General features: G+C 47.7%; 19 protein-coding genes. 1 reads left to right on the top strand and 18 read right to left on the bottom strand.

Annotated elements, in window-relative coordinates; translation table 11 throughout:
- The first annotated feature begins 89 nt into the window (after positions 1-89).
- Entirely contained in the window at positions 90-983 is an 894-nt protein-coding gene (locus KKC1_RS09810) for a radical SAM protein (protein ID WP_088554275.1), read from the top strand.
- Here KKC1_RS09810 and KKC1_RS09805 read toward each other — a convergent pair whose 3' ends face one another.
- The 18 genes from KKC1_RS09805 to KKC1_RS09720 all read right to left on the bottom strand — a co-directional run.
- Positions 984-1,547 (bottom strand): aldolase, encoded by a 564-nt coding sequence (locus KKC1_RS09805; RefSeq protein ID WP_088554274.1) that lies wholly within the window; start codon positions 1,545-1,547, stop codon positions 984-986.
- A gap of 3 nt (positions 1,548-1,550) precedes the next feature.
- Positions 1,551-2,519, bottom strand: coding sequence for an ROK family protein (locus KKC1_RS09800; RefSeq protein ID WP_143288728.1), 969 nt, complete (start codon positions 2,517-2,519; stop codon positions 1,551-1,553).
- A gap of 45 nt (positions 2,520-2,564) precedes the next feature.
- Positions 2,565-3,239: an HAD family hydrolase gene (locus KKC1_RS09795; RefSeq protein ID WP_088554272.1), complete on the bottom strand. Its 675-nt coding sequence runs from the start codon at positions 3,237-3,239 to the stop codon at positions 2,565-2,567.
- Between the two features lie 327 nt (positions 3,240-3,566).
- Positions 3,567-3,755 (bottom strand): 4Fe-4S binding protein, encoded by a 189-nt coding sequence (locus KKC1_RS09790; RefSeq protein WP_088554271.1) that lies wholly within the window; start codon positions 3,753-3,755, stop codon positions 3,567-3,569.
- A 43-nt stretch (positions 3,756-3,798) separates the two neighbouring features.
- Positions 3,799-5,748 (bottom strand): ASKHA domain-containing protein, encoded by a 1,950-nt coding sequence (locus tag KKC1_RS09785; protein ID WP_088554270.1) that lies wholly within the window; start codon positions 5,746-5,748, stop codon positions 3,799-3,801.
- Between the two features lie 25 nt (positions 5,749-5,773).
- Positions 5,774-6,736, bottom strand: coding sequence for an HD-GYP domain-containing protein (locus KKC1_RS09780; protein ID WP_192868178.1), 963 nt, complete (start codon positions 6,734-6,736; stop codon positions 5,774-5,776).
- A gap of 37 nt (positions 6,737-6,773) precedes the next feature.
- On the bottom strand, positions 6,774-6,929 hold the full coding sequence (locus KKC1_RS09775) for a histidine kinase (protein WP_088554268.1): 156 nt from the start codon (positions 6,927-6,929) through the stop codon (positions 6,774-6,776).
- 158 nt (positions 6,930-7,087) lie between these two features.
- Positions 7,088-7,612, bottom strand: coding sequence for an FmdE family protein (locus KKC1_RS09770; protein ID WP_238134265.1), 525 nt, complete (start codon positions 7,610-7,612; stop codon positions 7,088-7,090).
- 33 nt (positions 7,613-7,645) lie between these two features.
- A complete protein-coding gene (locus tag KKC1_RS09765; RefSeq protein WP_088554267.1) occupies positions 7,646-8,113 on the bottom strand; it encodes a cytochrome c-type biogenesis protein in 468 nt (155 codons plus the stop codon).
- 1 nt (position 8,114) lies between these two features.
- Complete coding sequence (locus KKC1_RS09760) at positions 8,115-8,312, bottom strand: hypothetical protein (RefSeq protein WP_088554266.1); 198 nt, start codon at positions 8,310-8,312, stop codon at positions 8,115-8,117.
- 121 nt (positions 8,313-8,433) lie between these two features.
- Positions 8,434-8,856, bottom strand: a complete 423-nt coding sequence (locus KKC1_RS09755) for a MerR family transcriptional regulator (protein ID WP_192868177.1) — start codon at positions 8,854-8,856, stop codon at positions 8,434-8,436.
- 205 nt (positions 8,857-9,061) lie between these two features.
- Positions 9,062-12,100 carry an FAD-binding and (Fe-S)-binding domain-containing protein gene (locus tag KKC1_RS09750; protein WP_088554265.1) on the bottom strand — a complete coding sequence of 1,013 codons (3,039 nt, stop codon included), beginning with the start codon at positions 12,098-12,100 and terminating at the stop codon, positions 9,062-9,064.
- A gap of 156 nt (positions 12,101-12,256) precedes the next feature.
- Positions 12,257-12,925 (bottom strand): tetratricopeptide repeat protein, encoded by a 669-nt coding sequence (locus KKC1_RS09745; RefSeq protein WP_088554264.1) that lies wholly within the window; start codon positions 12,923-12,925, stop codon positions 12,257-12,259.
- A gap of 164 nt (positions 12,926-13,089) precedes the next feature.
- A complete protein-coding gene (locus tag KKC1_RS09740) occupies positions 13,090-13,284 on the bottom strand; it encodes an FmdB family zinc ribbon protein (protein ID WP_088554263.1) in 195 nt (64 codons plus the stop codon).
- Positions 13,285-13,648: 364 nt separating this feature from the next.
- Positions 13,649-14,809 carry a glutaryl-CoA dehydrogenase Acd gene (gene acd / locus KKC1_RS09735; protein WP_088554262.1) on the bottom strand — a complete coding sequence of 387 codons (1,161 nt, stop codon included), beginning with the start codon at positions 14,807-14,809 and terminating at the stop codon, positions 13,649-13,651.
- Positions 14,810-14,846: 37 nt separating this feature from the next.
- Positions 14,847-15,668 (bottom strand): enoyl-CoA hydratase/isomerase family protein, encoded by an 822-nt coding sequence (locus KKC1_RS09730; protein ID WP_088554261.1) that lies wholly within the window; start codon positions 15,666-15,668, stop codon positions 14,847-14,849.
- Positions 15,669-15,820: 152 nt separating this feature from the next.
- Positions 15,821-17,932 carry a sigma-54-dependent Fis family transcriptional regulator gene (locus KKC1_RS09725; RefSeq protein WP_192868176.1) on the bottom strand — a complete coding sequence of 704 codons (2,112 nt, stop codon included), beginning with the start codon at positions 17,930-17,932 and terminating at the stop codon, positions 15,821-15,823.
- 243 nt (positions 17,933-18,175) lie between these two features.
- The coding region (locus tag KKC1_RS09720; protein ID WP_088554259.1) for an acetate--CoA ligase family protein at positions 18,176-19,869 on the bottom strand (1,694 nt) is incomplete at its 5' end.

Genomic DNA, 19,869 nt, shown 5'->3' with positions numbered 1-19,869 from the left:
TTAGTTACCTTTCTTGACATGGAAGTAGATACCCGTTAAATTGAAACCAAAAACAATGCTTAAATCTTAGAGAAAGGTTGTAAAGCATCATGAAACCTGCTTACTTGAATTTAAGCCAGAAAGAATTAAAGGCCCGTAAAGAAGAAGCCTACCGGCGCCTGGAAAAGTGTAATATCTGCCCTCACGAGTGCCAGGTTGATCGTATTCAGGATGAAAAAGGAGTATGCCGGGCAGGTTCTCAGGTTGCTATTGCCAGCTACGGCCCTCACTTTGGTGAAGAGGAACCTTTGGTCGGCCGATACGGTTCCGGCACCATCTTCTTCACTTACTGCAATTTAAAATGCGTCTACTGCCAGAACTACGAAATAAGCTGTGGCACAGAAGGTAAAGAAATAAGTATAGAGGAATTGGCCGACATCATGACTGATCTACAGGAAATGAAATGCCACAATATCAATCTGGTTACTCCTACCCATTATGTACCGCAAATCCTAGCCGCATTGGAAAAAGCCGTCCAGAAGGGATTGAAGATCCCTTTAGTCTATAATTGTGGCGGCTACGAATCCCTGGCAACCCTTAAACTCTTGGACGGAATTATCGATATCTACATGCCGGATATGAAATATAGCTCTGAAGAAGTGGCTAGAAAATACTCTGGAATACGCAATTACCCGGAAACGGTAAAAAAAGCAGTGAAAGAAATGTATCGACAGGTGGGGGACCTGCAGGTAGACGAACATGGTGTGGCCTTACGCGGTCTGATCATCCGCCACCTGGTTTTACCTGAACGGTTGGCCGGTACAACTGAAATAATGCGCTTTATTGCCCAGGAAATTTCCCCTACTGCTTTTGTAAACATTATGGAACAGTACTACCCGGCTTACAGGGCCAAAGATTTTCCTCCTCTAAACCGGCGGATCTCTCCCCAAGAATATCTGGAAGCACTCGAAGAAGCCCGCCGAGCCGGTTTGAAAATCAAATAATTATTTCGACGATGTATACCCCATCTTTTGCAACAGATAAATAATTTTACTGGAAGCCTCCATACAGGAAGTCCAATGATAAGCTTCCTCTAAACTTTCGCCGATGGCAAAAGACCCGTGAGCGTGCACCAGTGCTATTTTATATTCCTTTAAGAAACCTGGCAGTTTTTCCGCTACCTCCGGCGAGCCTATGCTTTCTTTAACCGTCACTACCGGAACTTTCCCTAAAAGATACGCTCCTTCTGCATCCACGGGAACAATTTCTTTCCTGGTCATTGAAAGCACAATAGAATAAGGCGGGTGAGCATGTAACACCGCCTGAGCAGAAGTGACACGATAGATGGCCCGGTGTACTTCGAGCTCTCTGGAAGCCAGTGCTGTTCCCTCGTCATCTTGTTCTAGTCCCGTCTCTACGATATCCTCCTCCCGCAAGCACCCCAGCATTGATCCTCGCCGGGTTATGAAGATGCGGTCGCCGATTCGAATACTCATGTTTCCTCCATGGGAAGTAATTAAACCGCTAAGAAAAAGATGATGACCTATTTTTATAAATTCCTCGCGCATGCTTTACACCTCTCCCCGCAGCCCCAGATCCATAGCCAATTTAGCCGCACCGATTAACCCTGCAGCGTTCCCCAGCCGGGCAGGGATTATACGAACCGGTCTGTCTTCCGGAACGAGAATTCTTTCTTTCACTCCCCGGCGCAAGCGCTCAAACAAAATACCCCCGGCCTGGGCCACACCGCCGCCTACCACAATTAGTGGTATGTCCAACAAGTTAACTACATTGGCCAAGGCAATGGCCAGATAATCCGCCATTTCAGCTACCACCTGCCGGCTGAGCTTATCTCCCCGCAAGGCGGCATCAAAAACGTCGCGAGCATGGAAATCTTTCTTATGTCCCAAAATACTGTCCCCGCCGGCTTCTATAGCTTCCTTCATCCTTCGTACTATCGCTGTCGCCGAGGTGAGGGTTTCCAGGCACCCCCGGTTACCGCAGCCGCACAGATACCCTTCCCTGTCTAAAATCATATGCCCAAGTTCCGCCCCCGCCCCGGTACTGCCTCGGTACAGTTCTCCGTTTAAAATGAGCCCGGATCCGATTCCGGTACCGATAGTAACCATCAAAAAATTACTCTCTCCATTTCCTGCCCCCACCCAGTATTCTCCGACCGCAGCCAGATTGGCATCGTTGTCAATTAAGACGGGCAGGCCGAGATGCTCCTTCAGCCGTTCTCGCAAAGGCTGCCGGTACCACCCGAGGTTAGGCGCGTTTAACACCATGGATCGTTCCAGGTTCACTATACCGGGCACTCCAATTCCCGCACCCCCGACTTCCTCCATTTCTAAGCCGCATTCCTCGATAAGTCTTCCTGCCAACCGGGCCACCCGCTTGAGAACCGCTTCCATCCCTTCTTCTCTTCCCGTAGGAATTTTAGCCTGACGGACAACCTTTCCCTGGGTATCCACTACTCCCGCTTTAATATTAGTACCACCTATATCAATTCCCAAAAACCATCTCTTTTGACCGGCCATAATTTTCTCCACCTTTCCCACAAAGAACCACCAGCAAACCCGTTTCTATTTTTTGTCGTTATTGATTGGTTTATGTTGCCCGGCCCGGGATTCTAACCAGGCGACCAACTCTTCCTGCCGGTCTACTACCAACCACGGATCATGTTTGACCAAAACTTCTCGCGGAGCCATACCCCAAGAAACCCCTATCGTCTTAACTCCGGCCCTTTGCCCGGCTACCAGATCGTAAGGACTATCACCTACGTAAACTGTGTGCTCGGGAAGTGCCTCCAGTATTTTTAGCGCCCTTTCTACCGGCTCCGGTTCCGGCTTATGTTTACTCACATCATCGGCTGTCACTATCACCGACATATACCGTTCCAAGCCTGTAAACCCAACGGTTTTTTCCGTACCCTTTCGGCCTTTAGAAGTGACTATTCCCAGCCGGAAACCTAAATTATGCAACTTTTGTAACATTTGTTCAGTTCCGGGATAAAGTTTAATCCACCGGTCGTGTTCCCGGCTATAATATTGCCGGTAAAGATTATAAAATTCCTCTTCCCGATCCCCTGCCAACATTTTAGCAATCCGGCGTAAAGGGAGGCCGGTAAGTTTCATTACCTGTGTATTATCCCAGGGTATCCCCATCTCTCTGAAAACCTGCCGGTAGGTATGTTCAATAAGGGGAAGGGAATCCGTTAGAGTTCCGTCGAGATCAAAGAGGACTGTAGTTATCCTCAATCCTATACCCTCCCTCCGCGGTGGCCCGTTGCTTAAATTATAACATTATATGTTCTTGAATTTTATTAATTTTTACCCCGTATACCGGCTAGAGTTATAATTTTTTCTCCATAGGGTATGATATAAAAAAAAGAGGAAGGATTTGAGAAAATGGGAAATACGATTAAACTTCTTTACTGCAACTTCTGTCAAAAGCCAGTTGGCCAAAAAGCGGTGAAAAATTTCGGATGGTTCAATTTACCCCTCTGTCCGAAATGTTACGCCAGGTTTCTGGCCACCGCCCGAGGGAGATGATATTAACGGGCAATCCTGGGCCTCATTGCCGGGTTAAACCATACTTATAGCTTTGTTGGGGCAAAGTAAAACACATTTCTTACAACCCCGACAGTCATTAGTAACAATTTTAACCCCGTCCTCGTCCACTATAGCCTGGGCCGGACAGTGCAACATGGGGGGACAGGTAGGACTCCGGTCGCACTTTTCCGGATCTATTATTGCTCTCTTAACGCCAGGCATAAGTCCACCTCCTGCAGAGAATAGTTTTCCATCTTGACGTATGTTAGTTGCCGGCAGCCGTCCAGTGAGTGTTCCCTTCTTTCCCGGAAACGGCGTGAACCAGCGAAGGGAACAGGCTTAAGTCCGTGTGAGGCAAGAACGAAGCCGAAACGAATTCTTCCATAAAGTCTGTGCCTACCGACAGTTCCAGGTAGGTCATCTTTTTCGCGAGTTCATGGGCCTCCTGCCATGCCTCCTGCGAAATTAAAGAAAGATAGGCCCCTTTTACAGCACTATTGCCTATAAATTCATATCTTTCCTCGGGAAGGTCCGGAAGTAAGCCGATTTCTACTGCGTCAGCAATATTTAAATAATTTCCAAAACCACCAGCTATGATTACCTTCTGCACCTGATCCATTTCCAGTTGTACAGCCTTTAACAGACTGCGAATTCCGGCAAAAACCGCTGCTTTAGCCCTCAAAATGTTTTTAATGTCGCTTTGGGTTATTACGATATCCTCTCCATTTCCGCTTTCGCGTGACCAGACTAGAACAAACTCCCATTCCCCATCTTTTTCCCGTAACCTCGGGGTAGAAAGATCCCGTTCAAAGTTACCGGACCGATCAATAATCCCGTAGCGGCGAAGTTTGGCCAGGGTATCTATCAACCCGGAACCACAAATGCCTACCGGTTTTCCGTCCCCAACCGTAATCACCTTTACTTCAAATGTTTCAGGTTCTATTTCTAACCGCTCGATAGCTCCCGGCATGGCCCTCATCCCCCAAGTAATGCCGCCTCCTTCAAAAGCAGGACCGGCAGAACAAGCGCAGGATACGAGCCAATCCTTGTTGCCCAGGACCATTTCTCCGTTGGTTCCAATATCAACGAACAATGCAATTTCCTCTGAGTCTGCTATACCACTGACTAGAACCCCGGCTACGATATCTCCTCCCACATAACTTGCCACCGCCGGAAAATTGAGAACCCAACCTTCCGGATTAATTTTCAGTCCCACTTGGCTGACCTTGACCGGAGGTATACGGGAAAAAGCGGGAATATACGGTTCGAGACGAATGTATTTAGGCAGAATGCCCATAAAAAGATGCGTCATAGTAGTATTTCCAGCGCATACCGCCAGGTGTACGTCTTCCCTTGGCACACCGTTCCGTTTCAGCAAGTCTTCGGTGAGTTCATTTATGGTTTGCACCACGGATTCTCGAAGTTCCTCCAGCCCCTCTTTCTCCTCTGATGCATAAATTATGCGACTTATAACATCATCGCCAAACTGGGCCTGTCGGTTGTAAGTCCCGTTTCGGTCAACTATCTGCCCGGTTTCTAGATTAACCAAATGGACAACCACGGTCGTTGTCCCGATGTCAACCGCCAACCCGTAGGGCGTGACCGCCTTTCCGGTAGGAACCACTTTTACAATCTCTCTTCGTCCCGGAACTTCAACCAAGGTTACCTGAACCTTCCACTGACCAGTTCTCAGAATTTCAGGCAATTCTCTCAGAACGGCAAGACTGATGTCCCAATCTCTTTTACCTGTTTTTTGATAAACAGCAGCCTCTAGGCGGGTCAAATCGCTTGAGTTTTCCGTCAGGGTAGGAGAAGAAAGCTCGAGTTGCACCTGGTAGCAGAGGGGGAACCCTTCCGGGCCTCTCTGCCTTCGTTCGGTCAGAACAGCCTGCTTGTAGTCCACTAAAACTTGATGATCCCGCAATTGCGCTTCCGGTGGGATTTCCACCTCCAAATTTCCTTGGACATACGTCTGACAAGCTAATACATAACCTTCCTTTTTTAGTCGAGCCGGAAGGTTTCCAAAGGATTCAATATTTGCTTCACCTTGCTTTACCTTTACGGCACATTTACCACAGGTACCGTTACCTCCGCAATTACTTTTCAACGCAATTCCTGCCCGGGCAGCAGCTTTTAACAAAGAGGTGCCTGTCGGCACGCGTACTGAACGTTGGTCTGGATAGAAAATTACTTCGTGCGTGCTCAATTTCGTCATTCCTCCCCAGTAAAGTTTATTATAACTAGTTCATCTGTCTTAGAAATACATCTACTACCTCCGGATCAAACTGGCTGCCGATGTTTCTTTTCATCTCCGCTAAAGCCTCCCTTGAGCTCAGCGCTTTCCGGTAAACCCGGTCCGAGGTCATGGCATCATAAGCGTCCGCCACCGCCACGATCCTGGCAAAAAGAGGAATTTCCTCTCCCTTGAGACCATCGGGGTACCCTGTTCCGTCGTATCGTTCATGGTGATGCTTTACGGCCCCTATTATCGGCTTAAATAATTTTATCGGTTGCAATATTTTGGCACCCACAACCGGGTGCTGCTGGATCTCCCTAAATTCCTTCTCGCTAAGCTTGCCCGGCTTCCTAAGAATTTGCTCGCTCACTCCAATCTTGCCTATATCATGAAGCATCCCGGCATAACGAAGAGCCTCCTGTTCCCATTCGGGAAGCCTCATTCCTTGCCCGATTAAGACACTGTATCTGGAAACCTGATTCGAATGGCCGGAAGTGTAGACATCTTTGGCCTCAATAGCTCTTACGGCACTCTCCAGAATGCTCCAGGAAAGATTGCTTATTTGAAACTCGGTATGGTATCTTTCAAGTAAAGCCGCAAATTCCTGTAACAATACTCGAATCAACATGGTTTGCTGTGGTGAACAAACTTGCTCTCCCAGAACAAACAGGAAGCCGAAACATTTCCCCTCGCGGTCGTTTACCGGAAAAAGCAACCCCATTTCACCCGATGAACCTTCTCCCAGTCCTGGTTCATTTAAATTAATTACTTCCGGAGCATCAGAGGCATCCATGTTGGTACACTTTTGATGAAGCCACTCGACAAGCTCAGGCATCAAGCGCTTAACCCGTCCTTGGGCCGACTGAAAATGTAGCTTGTCAGAAATCTTTACGGACAACAGATAGTGCAGAGAAGGCATAACTCCCCTGAGACGCCTATTCAGCTTATCTACGGCGGATAGCTTCAAATACTCCTCCATAGGCAAGATCCTTTTTCCGTGAAACCTAATTTCGGGTTAAACTTTTCTTAAGTTCCTCCAATCTCTCCTCTAACTCCTCCAACTGCCGGAACATAGCCGGCTTTAAAGAATGAGCAGGAAAACGTCTTTTGAGGTCATCAATTTCCTGCTCCAAACGACGGATTTCCGCTTCTTTGTCCATCCAAACCCACTCCCTTCACTTGTTTCCATATTTAACAACATACCCCTATAGGGTATATTTAAATTTTACTATCATTTTATTTCGCTGTCAATAACCTCCAAACATCTTTTACGACTGTACAAAATAAAAAAACCTCCCCGGTGAGGAGGCGATAAATTTTAACTTTGCTGCTTCAAGCACGGAATACAAATCACCTTACTTTCTCGCAGCCGGGCCCGCGGCTCCATTACTCCTTCACCGCAAACGGAACACTGAACCGTAGGGTAAATACGGGCCGGTTGAGGTAATCTTTCCTCTACCCAAGAAATGTTAAACAGTTGTTCTTCCGGCGCTTCCAAGATATACTCTATCCGGGCTTCCCGACTACCGCCCCGCAACGCTCCGTACCGCAAAGCTACGCGCAGGGCTTGTTCACCGTTACGATTACCTATTATAAAAACTTGTTTGCCAAAATCCCGAAAAAGAAGGTTCCCCTTGCCAAAACTACACCCTAGTATAACCTGGATGGCATCCACACTGCAGGAATTGTTTTCCACTATAGCCACCAATTCCTCGTCGCTAGACCGCTTCACCCCTAACTTTTCTAACGCGAGCATACTGGCCCGATATCCGATAGCCAATCCAGGACAGGCATGACCATGAAACGAAATCGCTTTATCCCAGTTGGCATTCTTTATCTCCAAAGGCAAGACCCCCTTATCAATTTATAGATTGGATTATATATACTTCTTTAATTCATCCTGGAGGACGTCTTCGTATAATTCTTCTTCCGGCAACGTTACACCGTTGTTACCGGCAGGAGAGAGGGCGGCTTTTCGGTTTTTGAGGACAACCAACAAAAGCAGGGTACCTAAAATCAAAATGACCACCGGAGTCAACCAAGCGGTAAGGAAAAAACCTTCTTTGGGAGGTGCCGCCAGAATTTGTGTACCGTAAAGATTAACATAGTGGGCAATGATTTCATCTTTACTCATGCCTTGTTCTACCATACGGCATATTTCTTCCCTCATTTCGCGGGCGGAACTAGCCGGGCAGGTATCCAAAGTCATACCGCAAAAGTCGGGAGCCATAAAACAACTTATTATGTCTTCGCATTCCTCCTGGGCTAAAGCTACCCATGGCGTATTGATCCAGAAAATAACCAGAATAGCGGTCAATAATAACCCTTGAACCAAATTGCGCATGCTAACCCTCCTCGTTTATCGTTTGTCGGTAATCTATCCGTTCAATTTTTTGAGCTTTAATTACTACAAATTGCTTACAGTGCCGGCATTTGATTATAATAGAGTCATTGCTGAGCTGACTCACAATTTTACCGCACAGGCAACGTATGTAGGACTCCGGATAAGATCTTGATAATTCTTTTTTTACTAAATTGGGCACCATAATTCCTCCCTAATAACAAAAGTTTTTTTATCGCGTTAAAAGAATCCGATTTAATTCAATATAATCATTTATTTTTCTTCAAATATTTTTTTGAACTCTTCCCCAAAAAACGCTTTGGTTATTCTCCTTCCCCTACGCAACGTTCTTTCTCCTGACAAAGTTCACAGGTAGAACAGAAATCTGCTTTATCTTCTATCGTAATACAATAAGTACCCTCATGCTTCCAACAAGGCCGTGCATGACTGTTAGGCTGAGCAGTGTTCCTCTTTTTTCCTCCTTGGCAATTCTTATGCCACCAGCACGGATAAAGTTCTACTACCTGCTTAACCCCTGCCAGATTCAATCCTTTGTCCTCAATAAGGCTATAAATGAATTTTAACCGTTTCAAGTCATTGTTGGAGTAAAAACGCTGTCGGTTTTGCCTCTCCGGCTTGATTAAACCATGGCGTTCCCAAACCCGCAAAGTTTCCGGGTGAACATCCAGTAACCGGGAAACAACGCCAATGGTATAAAGAGGACGATCCTCGTCATGGATAATCATAATCTTTCACCCTCTAACCTCATAGCTTATGTATCAAGTATAACTCCTCAGGATACATTTGTAAATATATTCAAAAACTTTTTTGATAATTTTTCATACAAATAATTAATTCTGCATTATCCATTTGATTCCTGCCGTAAAATGTTAGGTCCATGTTTCCAAAAAAAACCGACCCATAGGCCGGTCTTGGAATATATGAGCAGGTTCAGGCAGGACGGCGACCAAAAATTTGCTCCTTCATGAGCTCCATCATCTTAGGCTTGATCACCGGAATTAATTTGGGTAACGCCGCCGGCAAAAGGGCTTTCATGATCTCCGGCAACATCTTGGGCATGAGTTGCTTCATGGAGTCGGGCATTCCCGGAATCTTGCGTTCCATTAGCTTCTGGACCTCCGGAAGCATCTTCGGGAGCATTTTATTCATAAGCTGAGGCATCATCATAGGCATTATCGAATCCATCATCGCTATCATGGCATGTTTTCCCGGGGAGGGAATCTTTTTCATGATCTCCATACCCTTATCCATTGGGCTCGGCATCATATCAAACATCCCCGGCATCAGCTCATGCATCATCTCAACCATGCCTTCAAAACTCATGGCCTTAATGGCGGCATCAAATACCTCCCACCGCGCGTGTACAAGTTCGGTAGGATCCTCCGACTCGTAACCTAGAGCCTTGGCCACCACGGCGGCAAAATCTATAACAGGAATATCCACGCCGGATGCCTTCCCGCCTACACGCAACTGAAATTCACAACAGGGACATGTAGTGACGACCGCCTGAGCGTCTACTTCTACAGCTTCCGTGAGCCGCTGTTTGGCCAAGGTATTGGAAATATCCGGGTAGCTGATCCGGGTTAAAACGCTGCCGCAGCAACGCCCCTTATCACGGTTGGAAGCCATTTCTACCAACTCAACGCCCGGAATCGCCTTTAAAACCTCCCGCGGAGCTTCGTATATGCCGCCATGTCTTCCAATGTGGCAGGGATCGTGCCAGGTCAGTCTAGTTTCCGGTAAACCTTGGAACTGTAACTTGCCTTCCCTAACCAGTTGGGCTGCCACTTCCGTTATATGCTTTATCTCAACATCCCATTCGATACCCAATTCTTTAGTCCAGTGGGCGTAATAGTGTTCGAAAGCAACCCAGCAACCGGGACAAGAAATAACTAGGGTTTTAATGCCACGCTTTTTGATCTCGTTTACGTTATGACGAAGAGCTTTTTCAAAGATATCCCACTTTCCTGCGACCAGGAAGGGAACACCACAACAGGCCTCGTCCTTACCCAAGTAGGTGAATTCCAAACCGCCCTCTTTGAGAATATGCACCGCATTCTGAGCAATATCCCTTTCCACAAAGGAGGCAGTACATCCCGCCCAGTAACCGATTTCACTCCGTTCGGCAATCTTTACATCTTCCGGAACCCATGCATCGCGGTTCTCGCGAAGACTGGCCCAAATGTTAAGCTCAGAGTTGAACGACGCACCCATCATTTCGAAGGCCGGGAAGGTCTGATAACCCTGCTCTTTGATCAGAAAACCACGAATTTCATCCCACATTTCCTGGATGGGGATATTTACCTGACATACATCGTTGCAACGCTTGCAGGTGGTGCACATCAGGAAAACGTCCACCATCTCCTGGGTAATTTTCGCCCGACCTTCAACATACTCTCGCAAAAGATACCATTTCCCTCTGGGTGAAGAACTCTCCCACTCGCGGGCACCGTAGAGGGTACAAACGTTTCGACAGTAACCACACTGAGCACAGGCGTATGCCTCGTAGGCCAAATTCTTGGGCAGCTTGCCACGCGCGGGGTCCTTACTCTCTCCGGAGCCGTCGCCGGCCAGTTTTTCCGCCACGCCCATCAGCGGCCGGCCGATACGGGCGGCTTTCATAGCCATACTGAGCGCGGTGCTGCCGGAAGGAAGAATCTTGCCCGGGTTTAACAGGCCCGCCGGGTCCACCTCCTGCTTGAAACTACGAATTCTTTCTACCCGGCTGCGCCCCAAGGCCTCCTCAACTTCGTTGGTGAAGAAGAGACCTACCGTATAAGGCCGGCCGCCGTGCTTCTTCGCAATATCAGCAACCATCAAAGATTTACCGTAGCCGATTGTATATGCCAGTCCACGCTGATTGCCAACTAGAAAGCCAAGGAGAGCAACATCCTTGCCGGAGATAAGAGTTCCTTCAATCGCGATACCTTGTACTTGTGACCCAATTTCCCTAAGAGCAGCGTTAACCCGCGCTAGCGGTACCACGGCTTCACTGGGTATCAGCGAAGGCCCCAGCCTTTTTAGCCGCATGGGGTAAAACCGTTCCTCCCACTCGTGTGCCGCCATTTCTTCACTCAATACGGTTCCCCCATTAGCCTCAATGGTATTTAATAATTGGCTGTGGACTCTTTCCTGCCGCTTCTTTGGATAGACGAAGAGCGCCATAGGTAAGTCTTGTGGCAAAAGGCACTTTTGGGCAGCTTCCTCCCGTTTCCGCACAAACTCGGGGGTGCTGAACACCACATGCCATAAGGGCAACCCTTTCCCGCTCACCTCCATAAGGCAACGGTGCAACTCCTCGGGGCCGGGAAACGAAGCCAGTACAGGGATATCTTCGTCGGCTTCGCGTACCGCCAAAGTGACCCCTGTTAGAAACCCGGTGATACCCTCGGTACCAGTTACCAATTCCAGCTCATCGCCTGTAAACTGCCGCACATCACCGGAAGGGAGCACCGTTTCTACAGCAAGGACGTTTTCGGTTATATAACCGTACTCGTAGCTGCCAATGCCAGCGCCTCCTTCTGCTACCCAACCGGCAACCGTACTACCCGGAGCGCTGGTGGGATACAACCTCAGGGCAAGCCCCTCAGCCCGCAAAGCTTCCTCCAGGTCCAACCAGTTAACTCCGGGATCTACAGTTACGGTCATCGCTTTGGCATCAATTTCGATCCGGTTCCGAAAACGCGAAAAGTCTACAATGATTCCCCCTTTGGCAGGCACCGCGCCACCGTAACCGCTAGTCCCGGCACCCCGCGGCACCAGCGGAATCTGGTAGTTACGGGCCAACTCGGTCAGAAAAACGACCTCTTCCCGATTGACCGGCTGTACTACAGCATCAGGCATGGTTCGAAACATCTTTCGCACTGCTTCAGGCAAAACAGCCACATCATGAGAGTAGAGAAGCCTCTCAGTCGGATCAAATGTAACCCGTTCACCGAAGCGTTCTTTAATTTCGCTTTTCCATGGCATCGGCCTTCCTCCTTTTACAGGCTCTTATTTGTGCCATGTTGCACAAATTAATCTATTTCTATTATACTAATTTAAATATTCGCTGTCAATAAAAAATAAAAACTCCAATGCTAGCAAACATTGGAGTTCATTGCTGTAAATTTGTACCTGTTTTGCTCACTGTTTGGCCTTTAACTCTGCCTGCGCCTGCTTTATAAGTTCTTCAAAATCCTTCCTAACGTCAGGGCTTGGATTAAGCGCCAAAACAGCTTCCCACTGGGCAATAGCTCCCTCGTAATCGCCTCTGGCTTGAGCCAGGAAAACACCGTAATTTCGCCGGGCGTTAATAAAATTAGGGTCTTGTTCGATAGCCTTCTTAAAGTGTTCCTCGGCTAGATCGTACTGGTTGCTGTAAAACGCCGCCGTAGCCAGGTCCACTCTCACATTTATGTTTTCCGGATCAATAGATATGGCCTTCTGGTACGCTTCCGTGGCTTTGGCAAAATGCTCAAACGCTTTTTCCGGTTGATTCAGTTCCCCCGCATAAATTACTCCTAAGTCATAATGATCATTTCCTAAGTCAACAAGCACTTCCAAATTATCCGGATTGGCCTTTAATACCTGTTCATACTGCCTAATATTGGTTAAAAGTTTCTGCACCACATCATTTTCCCGGCTCCCGGTAACCGGAGGATTAGTATTTACCGGCCTTGGAGCCCGGTTAACCCGTATTTGGGGTACAGACCAAATGGTAAAAGAACCTACAAGACCTACCGAAAGGGCAACCACCAGGATAATAAAAGGCACCTTAGCTGCTCGTTTGTTGCGCCTAAACAATTTCATCATAGCCCGCACTCTCCTTCCAGGCCCAAAGCATGTTAACCAGTTCACAAAATAATCATAGTATATGGCTGGTGCCTTGTCAACCAGTATAAAAATTGAATAAGCGGCCTTCTTTCTCAGGAAAGCCGCTCCAACTGGAAAGCCAACTGCTTTCCTTTATCTTACCCTCACCCGAAAGGACTACCGGAAGGGGCATTACAAGCGCCGCCACTCCCGCCGGTCAGGAGGGTAAAACTGGTAAATAACTGCTTTACCGAAGAACTTCCACAAACAGGACATTTTACTTTATCTTTTTCCCTCCAGGAAACACGTACCGTAAAATCATGCCCGCATTTCTCACACCGGAAATCATAAGAAGGCACCTTCTTTTCACCTCCCTAGCAAAGACAAACTTTAACTCACTTTAATTCCTAAATATTTTAGCCGTTGTAACCACTGTTGATAACCAGGATCCTTTTTATTTTTCTTCAAAACAGCTTTTGATTTGTTAGGGCTCTTGGCCTGGGAAAATGACAAGCAGTATCACTCCCACCTAAAAGCAAATATTTGTACCCCCAGGGGGTTTATTATCATTATACTACCATTTTCTTTCGCTGTCAATATTTCCTCTTATTTTATGCCCATAACCAAAATTTGTGCGGGCTCGGGTCAGAAATTCTTTTCAAAATAAGAAGCCGGAGGCGTTCTCATACCTCCGGTCCAACAAGTAATCTTCTAAGTAAAGTTCTACGCACGGTTGGGAGCGTCACCCAAAGCAATGCCGGCTATTATCATTTTCTGGATATTGGATGTTCCCTCCACTATTTGCAGGGACTTCGCATCCCTCAGATATCTTTCCACCGGATATTCGGTAGAGTAACCGTAGGAACCGAAAATTTTCATAGCTTCGTTGGCCGCATGAACTGCCGCTTCACTGGCATAGTACTTGGCTATGGAGGTCTCCAGTTGGTTGGGCAGGCCCTGGTCTTTTAGCCAGGCGGCGTGATATACCAAGTATTTAGCCGCTTCATGCTCGGCCACCATTTCAGCAATGGAGGCCTGAACCATTTGGAAAGAGCCTATTTTGCGCCCGAACTGCATCCGTTCGTTCGCGTATTTGATAGAGGCTTCCACACAGGCGGCGCTGATACCCAGGGCTCCGGCAGCACATCCCAGCCGAGTGTTGTTCAACTGCCACATACATATTTTAAAACCTTCTCCTACTTGTCCCAGCACTGCATCCTTGGGTATTTTCGCTTTATCAAAGATGATCTCCCCTGTAGGGGCACAGTGCAATCCCATCTTGGTTTCAATGGCGTTGGTGATAACTCCTTCCGTCTCTTTAAGGTTGACTATGAAGCAGGTCATGCCTTTGTATTTTTTGCTTTTGTCCGTATAGGCGTACACCAGCCCTACATCCCCTACCGGGGCGTTGGATATCCACATTTTTTGCCCGTTAAGCTCCCAGTGGTCCCCACGGTCAACCGCAGTGGTGCTCATACTGGCTACATCGGAGCCCGTGTTGGGTTCGGTAATGGCAAAAAAACCGAGAGATTCGCCGCTTACCCATTTGGGGATATATTTTCTTTTCTGTTCTTCTGTCCCAAAACGGTTAACGGTAACTGCCGGTCCTAAGTTCTGCATGTTAAAGGGTAGCCTCCAGGAGGCACTTACTTTTGCTATCTGTTCGGCGATTAATACGGATTCTAAAAATCCCATTCCGTTGCCACCATATTCTTCATCTACCGCACAGCCAAAAAACCCCAGTTCTCCCATTTTTCTGACCAGTTCGGGACGAAAACGGTGGTTCTTTTCATCTTCTTCGAGGGTGGGAAGAATCTCTTTTTCGGCAAACTTCCTGGCCATTTCCTGTAACATGCGCTGTTCTTCCGTTAAGGCAAAATTCATCTTAGTATATACCTCCTTTGTTTGTTGGCTCTGGCTTTTATCTGCCTTTAAAAACAGGCTTCCGCTTTTCTTTTAATGCCAGTACTCCTTCCCGATGATCCTGCATCTCGGTGACAATAGCCATTTGAGAAGAAATTAAGTCCAAGGCCGCCCTTAAGTCCATTTTCAGTCCCTGGTAAACGGCCCGTTTGATCATTTGGACGCAAATCGGGGGAGCATCGGCAATTTTCTGCGCCAGTTCCATGGTCGCCTGTTCCAGTTGCTCTGCCGGTACTACTTTGTTTACCAGTCCTATTCTTTCTGCTTCTTTAGCGTCGATAAAGTCGCCCGTCCATAGCAGTTCCAGGGCTTTGGCTGTACCTACTAGTCGGGGTAAGAAATATGCTCCTCCGTCTCCCGGTACTAACCCCACTTTGACGTATCCTGCCGAAAGCTTGACATTATCCGCTGCTATCCTCAAGTCACACATGAGGGCCATATCCAGCCCCGCACCTACTGCTACACCGTTGATGGAAGCAATAACAGGCTTATCAACCTGCTCCAAAGTTAAAGGGACCTGGTGTACAAGTTTCCATAAAGCATTCTTGCGGTCGAGGGCCAGTTCTCCCCAGTGCTCGCCCTTGTCGTCTCCGGCTACAAATCCTTTTCCGGCGAGCATGGTTTTTACATCGCCCCCGGCGCAAAAAGCCTTACCGGTGCCGGTCACAATGATAACTCTTATCTCGGGGTCTTTCTGGGCATCCTGTAAAGCTTCCGCCCAGCCTTTCAGCATGGACACGGAAAAAGCGTTCAGACTTTCCGGCCTGTTCAGCTTTAAAATAGCAAAAGGTTCTTTCTTTTCGTAAATCAAATCGCTCATGCTTTTCCCTCCTTCCACTCATGGGTTAAAGCAAAAAAAATGCCAGCGCCCTTCAAGCGTTGACATTTTTTAAATCCTTCTCTTCGTTGTATTGTATTGCGTAAAAGGTATGGCCGTCCTGCCGTATTTGCATTGACCAATGCGTTACGGCATTACCCGCCGCCGTTAGCCTCCCGCCTAATCCTGTTTAATTTCCTTACCACTGTGGACTGATTTACCCGTAAAGCCTTGGCCGCCTTATAAGTACTGCCGTACTGTTCCAGAGCCTTTTCTATTAGCTGTCTCTCCACTTCCATTACCGCATTCTTTAAGGGCAGAATACCTTTTACCAAAACAGCGGGAGAAGTGTCGGAACACTGCGGTTTCAAGTGCTCCGGAAGATCCGCCGGCGTAATAGTAGTTCCGGAAGCAGTAACTACCAGCCGTTCAATAATGTTTTCTAGTTCCCGGATGTTACCCGGCCAGTCGTATTTTAAGAATCGGTCCAACACCTCGGAACTAATAGTTTTCTTGATATTATAATTCTTACAATACTTTTCAAGAAACCTGTTAACTAAGGGTATAATTTCTTCTTTCCTTTCCCGCAACGGCGGTATCTTGAGAGGAACAACATTGAGACGAAAATAAAGGTCTTCCCTGAACTGGCCGTTCTTGACCATTTCTTCCAAATCCCTGTTAGTGGCCGCCACGATACGCACATTAACCTTTCGCGGTCGCCGGCCGCCCAGCCGGATTATCTCCCGATCCTGAATGGCTCTCAATAACTTGACCTGCAAGGGAAAAGGCAGGTCGCCAATTTCATCCAGGAAAAGGGTACCGTTATCCGCCAGTTCAAAAAGGCCTAACTTACCCTCCCTGCTGGCTCCGGTAAAGGCACCCGGTTCATAACCGAATAATTCTGATTCCAAGAGGGTTTCCGGTATAGCTCCGCAATTAACGGTTATGAATGGGCCTTCGCTTCGTTTACTGTTCTGGTGAATGAGTTTGGCAATTACTTCTTTGCCGACACCGGATTCACCCAAGATAAGTACCGTCGAATCAACCGTCGCCACCCGCATAGCCAGCTCCAGAATCTTTTGCATCTGGGGCGACTGCACCACAATACCTTCATGCTGCAGAAGTTTTCTCCGCAACTCATATAACTCCGAATGATAACGACGGCTGAGCTCCTTACTCTCCTTAAGTTCTTTTCGCAGACTGTTTAACTCGGTTAAGTCCCGCACATTAATCACTATACGGACAATCTCTCCCTCCTGATCGGTAACTGGATTGCCGGTAAATAAAAACTGGCGTCCTCCATGGTCTACCGCTATACTGACCGGCTGTTTACTCGCTTTTATTTTTTCTACGATAGACCCGGGCAAAAACTGTTCTTCCCCTGTTTCCATGAGCGTCCTGCCTATAATCTCGGTGGATTTATACCCGGTCATCCGCTCAAAAGCTTCGTTAACTCTAACAACCACCCCGTTCCTGTCGGTAACCATGATCCCGTCGTAAGACGCACCAATAACTGCTTCCAGCTCCCGGTTCAACCTTTTAACGGTATCCAGCTCGTTAGAGATAGCTTCTATTTCAGATATATCCTGAAATACACCTACTGCCCCGACCACCTTACCGTCTTCAAATATGGGAGTGCGGTGAGTCATGTAAATCCGGGTACCTGCCGAATATTCCACGGCAAATTTGTGACACAGCTGCCGCTTTCCCGTTTTCAAAATTTCCAGAAGCCCTTGGGGAATTATAACCTGCGAAAGGTGTTTGCCTATGGCATCTTTCTTTTTGCGCCAAACTATCTCTTCAGCAGCTTTGTTGAAAAAGGTCACTATACCGTTTTTATCAATGGCTATAATCCCGTTGTGGGCGGAATCCAGTACCCCCTCCAGTTGCTGTAACCGTTGCTGCACTTTCTTGTATAAAAGGGAGGCTAAATCCTGCTTGGCCAACACTCCCTTGATGGAACTCGAACTGGACAGTACTACAAACCACTCAACAGGCCAATTCCAAATTTCTTCAAGCTCCGCTTCTTCAGCTACGGTGATAAAATTCTCCTGCATCACCTCACGGACTTTCGCTTTTTTCCAGTCAGGCAAAGATAGGGCTTGCGCAAAACTTTCACTGTTCAGCAAACCAATTACCTTGTGTTCTTGGTCCACTATCGGAAGGGCCGAAACATCATGCTTAACGTAAAAAGCATGAGCCTCCTCAAGGCTCGTCTCCGAACCAATCACTACGTCACAGGGAGTAACCGCATCCCTAGCCAGCACTTTTCTCCCCCCACCGTACATTTGCCAGAACTCTCTGTTTATTTCTTCTTTTCTTTCTACTTCTTTTCCTTCTAACGTTCTTCCAGTATTTGCACAGAAAATAATGGGCATTAGACCAACGTCAACAGTTTCCCGGAAATGAAATAAAGAACAGGGGAAATCCCTGTTCCTCTTTGCTTCGATAAAAGGTATTTAAACTTGCTAGCAATGCACTCCTGTCTTAACCAAGCGGTAAATAACAATTCACTTTTTAATAACCAGAGCATCAACAGCTTTAACTCCTTGGCCGCGAGGCAATACCAGCAGCGGGTTAATGTCTATTTCTCCTATCACGTCACCAAGGTCGACTGCCAACTGGCCGACCTTTACCAATACCTCCGCCAGGGCCTTCAAATCTCCCGGTTCCCGCCCCCGGGCACCCTCCAGAATCTTATACCCTTTAATACTGCTGATCATTTTATAGGCCTCATCTCTGGTGATAGGAGCCACCCGCAAAACCACATCTTTGAGTATTTCCACAAAGATGCCTCCCAGCCCGAATACCAGCACCGGCCCAAATTGGGAATCATTTTTCATCCCAACTATTACTTCAGTTCCCCCTGAGACCATCTCCTGTATCAATACCCCGTCGATCCGGGCCTCCGGTTGATAATTTCGTGCATTTTCCAGCACCTCACGGTAAGCCGCCAGTAATTGTTCATCACTGCTGATCCCGAGTTTAATGGCTTTAGCTTCCGTCTTATGTAAAATGTCGGGAGAATCGATTTTTACAGCCACCGGGTAACCGATGCGCCGGGCAACAGCCAGAGCCTCTTCAGGCGTAGTAACCACTTCCTCTTCCGTAACAGGAATCCCGTAATGGGCCAGCAACATTTTCCCCTCATGCTCGGTTAGGCTATCGCCCGTATTTTCCAGTATTTCCCGGGCTCTGTTCAAAAGATCCGCCGTTGTCGTGGCAGCAACTTCTTCATGGACACCGGTACGGGAATGCAACCACTCCTGCCGGAAAGCACTGTACTTCATTAAAGCCCCCAAAGCTTTCACACAGCGAACCGGTGACTTGAAATAAGGAACATCTCCTTTCCTTAAAATAGCAAAGCAGTTTTCCATCAGCCTGTCTCCAGCGGTCCACGCAACTACTACCGGCTTGGAACTCCTACGGTATACTTCCACAATATCCCTGGCCAATCTTTCTCCGGCAGCTCCTGCTATCATAGTGACCACTATAACCAACGCATCAATGGCCGGGTTTTCCAGCATGGCCTCGAGCACTTGGATAAATCCCTGAGGATCATTAATAACCTGAGCAGTTACATCTACCGGATTTAAAGCCGATCCGTAGTCAGGAATAACCTGGTTAATTTTAGCCCGTACGCTTTCATCCAATTCGGGTACTGAGAGACCCATTTCCACCGCTGCATCCGCCACCAGGATCCCCGCGCCGCCACTGGTTGTCACCACGCCCAGACCTTTTCCGGTTGGTAGGGGAATTCGGCCGTACAGATAGGCTATGTCAAGAATTTCTTCAATATCGTTAACCCGAATAATGCCTTTTTGTTTAAAAAAGGCGCCAAATACTGTCTCCGATCCGGTCATGGAAGCAGTATGGGAAGAAGCGGCTTTTTGCCCGACTTCTGTTTTCCCTACTTTTAAAGCGACTATCGGTTTACCCAGTTCCAGGGCTCGTTCTGCAACTTCTGCGAAGCGCCTGCCGTCTTTTATACCTTCGAAATAGCTTATCAGCAGCCGCGTATCAGGGTCCTCCACCATATACTCCAGCAGTTCCAGAGAGTGAAGGTCTACCTCATTCCCTGTACTAACAATATATGTAAAGCCAATCCCTGCCTCCTGGGCCAGATTAAAAATGGAGTACCCCAAAGCCCCGCTCTGGGTGACAAACCCGGCAGGCCCTACCAGTAAAGGCTTGTTTTCTAAGG

It is taken from the genome of Calderihabitans maritimus (genome assembly GCF_002207765.1).
GTDB classification, from domain to species: domain Bacteria; phylum Bacillota; class KKC1; order Calderihabitantales; family Calderihabitantaceae; genus Calderihabitans; species Calderihabitans maritimus.
This window is presented reverse-complemented; position numbering and strand designations above follow the sequence as displayed.

Excerpts from the sequence above, each read along its gene's own strand:
- KKC1_RS09810 (WP_088554275.1), top strand. The coding sequence starts at position 90 with ATGAAACCTGCTTACTTGAATTTAAGCCAGAAAGAATTAAAGGCCCGT.
- KKC1_RS09805 (WP_088554274.1), bottom strand. The coding sequence starts at position 1,547 with ATGCGCGAGGAATTTATAAAAATAGGTCATCATCTTTTTCTTAGCGGT.
- KKC1_RS09800 (WP_143288728.1), bottom strand. The coding sequence starts at position 2,519 with ATGGCCGGTCAAAAGAGATGGTTTTTGGGAATTGATATAGGTGGTACT.
- KKC1_RS09790 (WP_088554271.1), bottom strand. The coding sequence starts at position 3,755 with ATGCCTGGCGTTAAGAGAGCAATAATAGATCCGGAAAAGTGCGACCGG.
- KKC1_RS09785 (WP_088554270.1), bottom strand. The coding sequence starts at position 5,748 with ATGACGAAATTGAGCACGCACGAAGTAATTTTCTATCCAGACCAACGT.
- KKC1_RS09775 (WP_088554268.1), bottom strand. The coding sequence starts at position 6,929 with ATGGACAAAGAAGCGGAAATCCGTCGTTTGGAGCAGGAAATTGATGAC.
- KKC1_RS09765 (WP_088554267.1), bottom strand. The coding sequence starts at position 8,113 with ATGCGCAATTTGGTTCAAGGGTTATTATTGACCGCTATTCTGGTTATT.
- KKC1_RS09755 (WP_192868177.1), bottom strand. The coding sequence starts at position 8,856 with ATGATTATCCATGACGAGGATCGTCCTCTTTATACCATTGGCGTTGTT.
- KKC1_RS09750 (WP_088554265.1), bottom strand. The coding sequence starts at position 12,100 with ATGCCATGGAAAAGCGAAATTAAAGAACGCTTCGGTGAACGGGTTACA.
- KKC1_RS09745 (WP_088554264.1), bottom strand. The coding sequence starts at position 12,925 with ATGATGAAATTGTTTAGGCGCAACAAACGAGCAGCTAAGGTGCCTTTT.
- acd (WP_088554262.1), bottom strand. The coding sequence starts at position 14,809 with ATGAATTTTGCCTTAACGGAAGAACAGCGCATGTTACAGGAAATGGCC.
- KKC1_RS09730 (WP_088554261.1), bottom strand. The coding sequence starts at position 15,668 with ATGAGCGATTTGATTTACGAAAAGAAAGAACCTTTTGCTATTTTAAAG.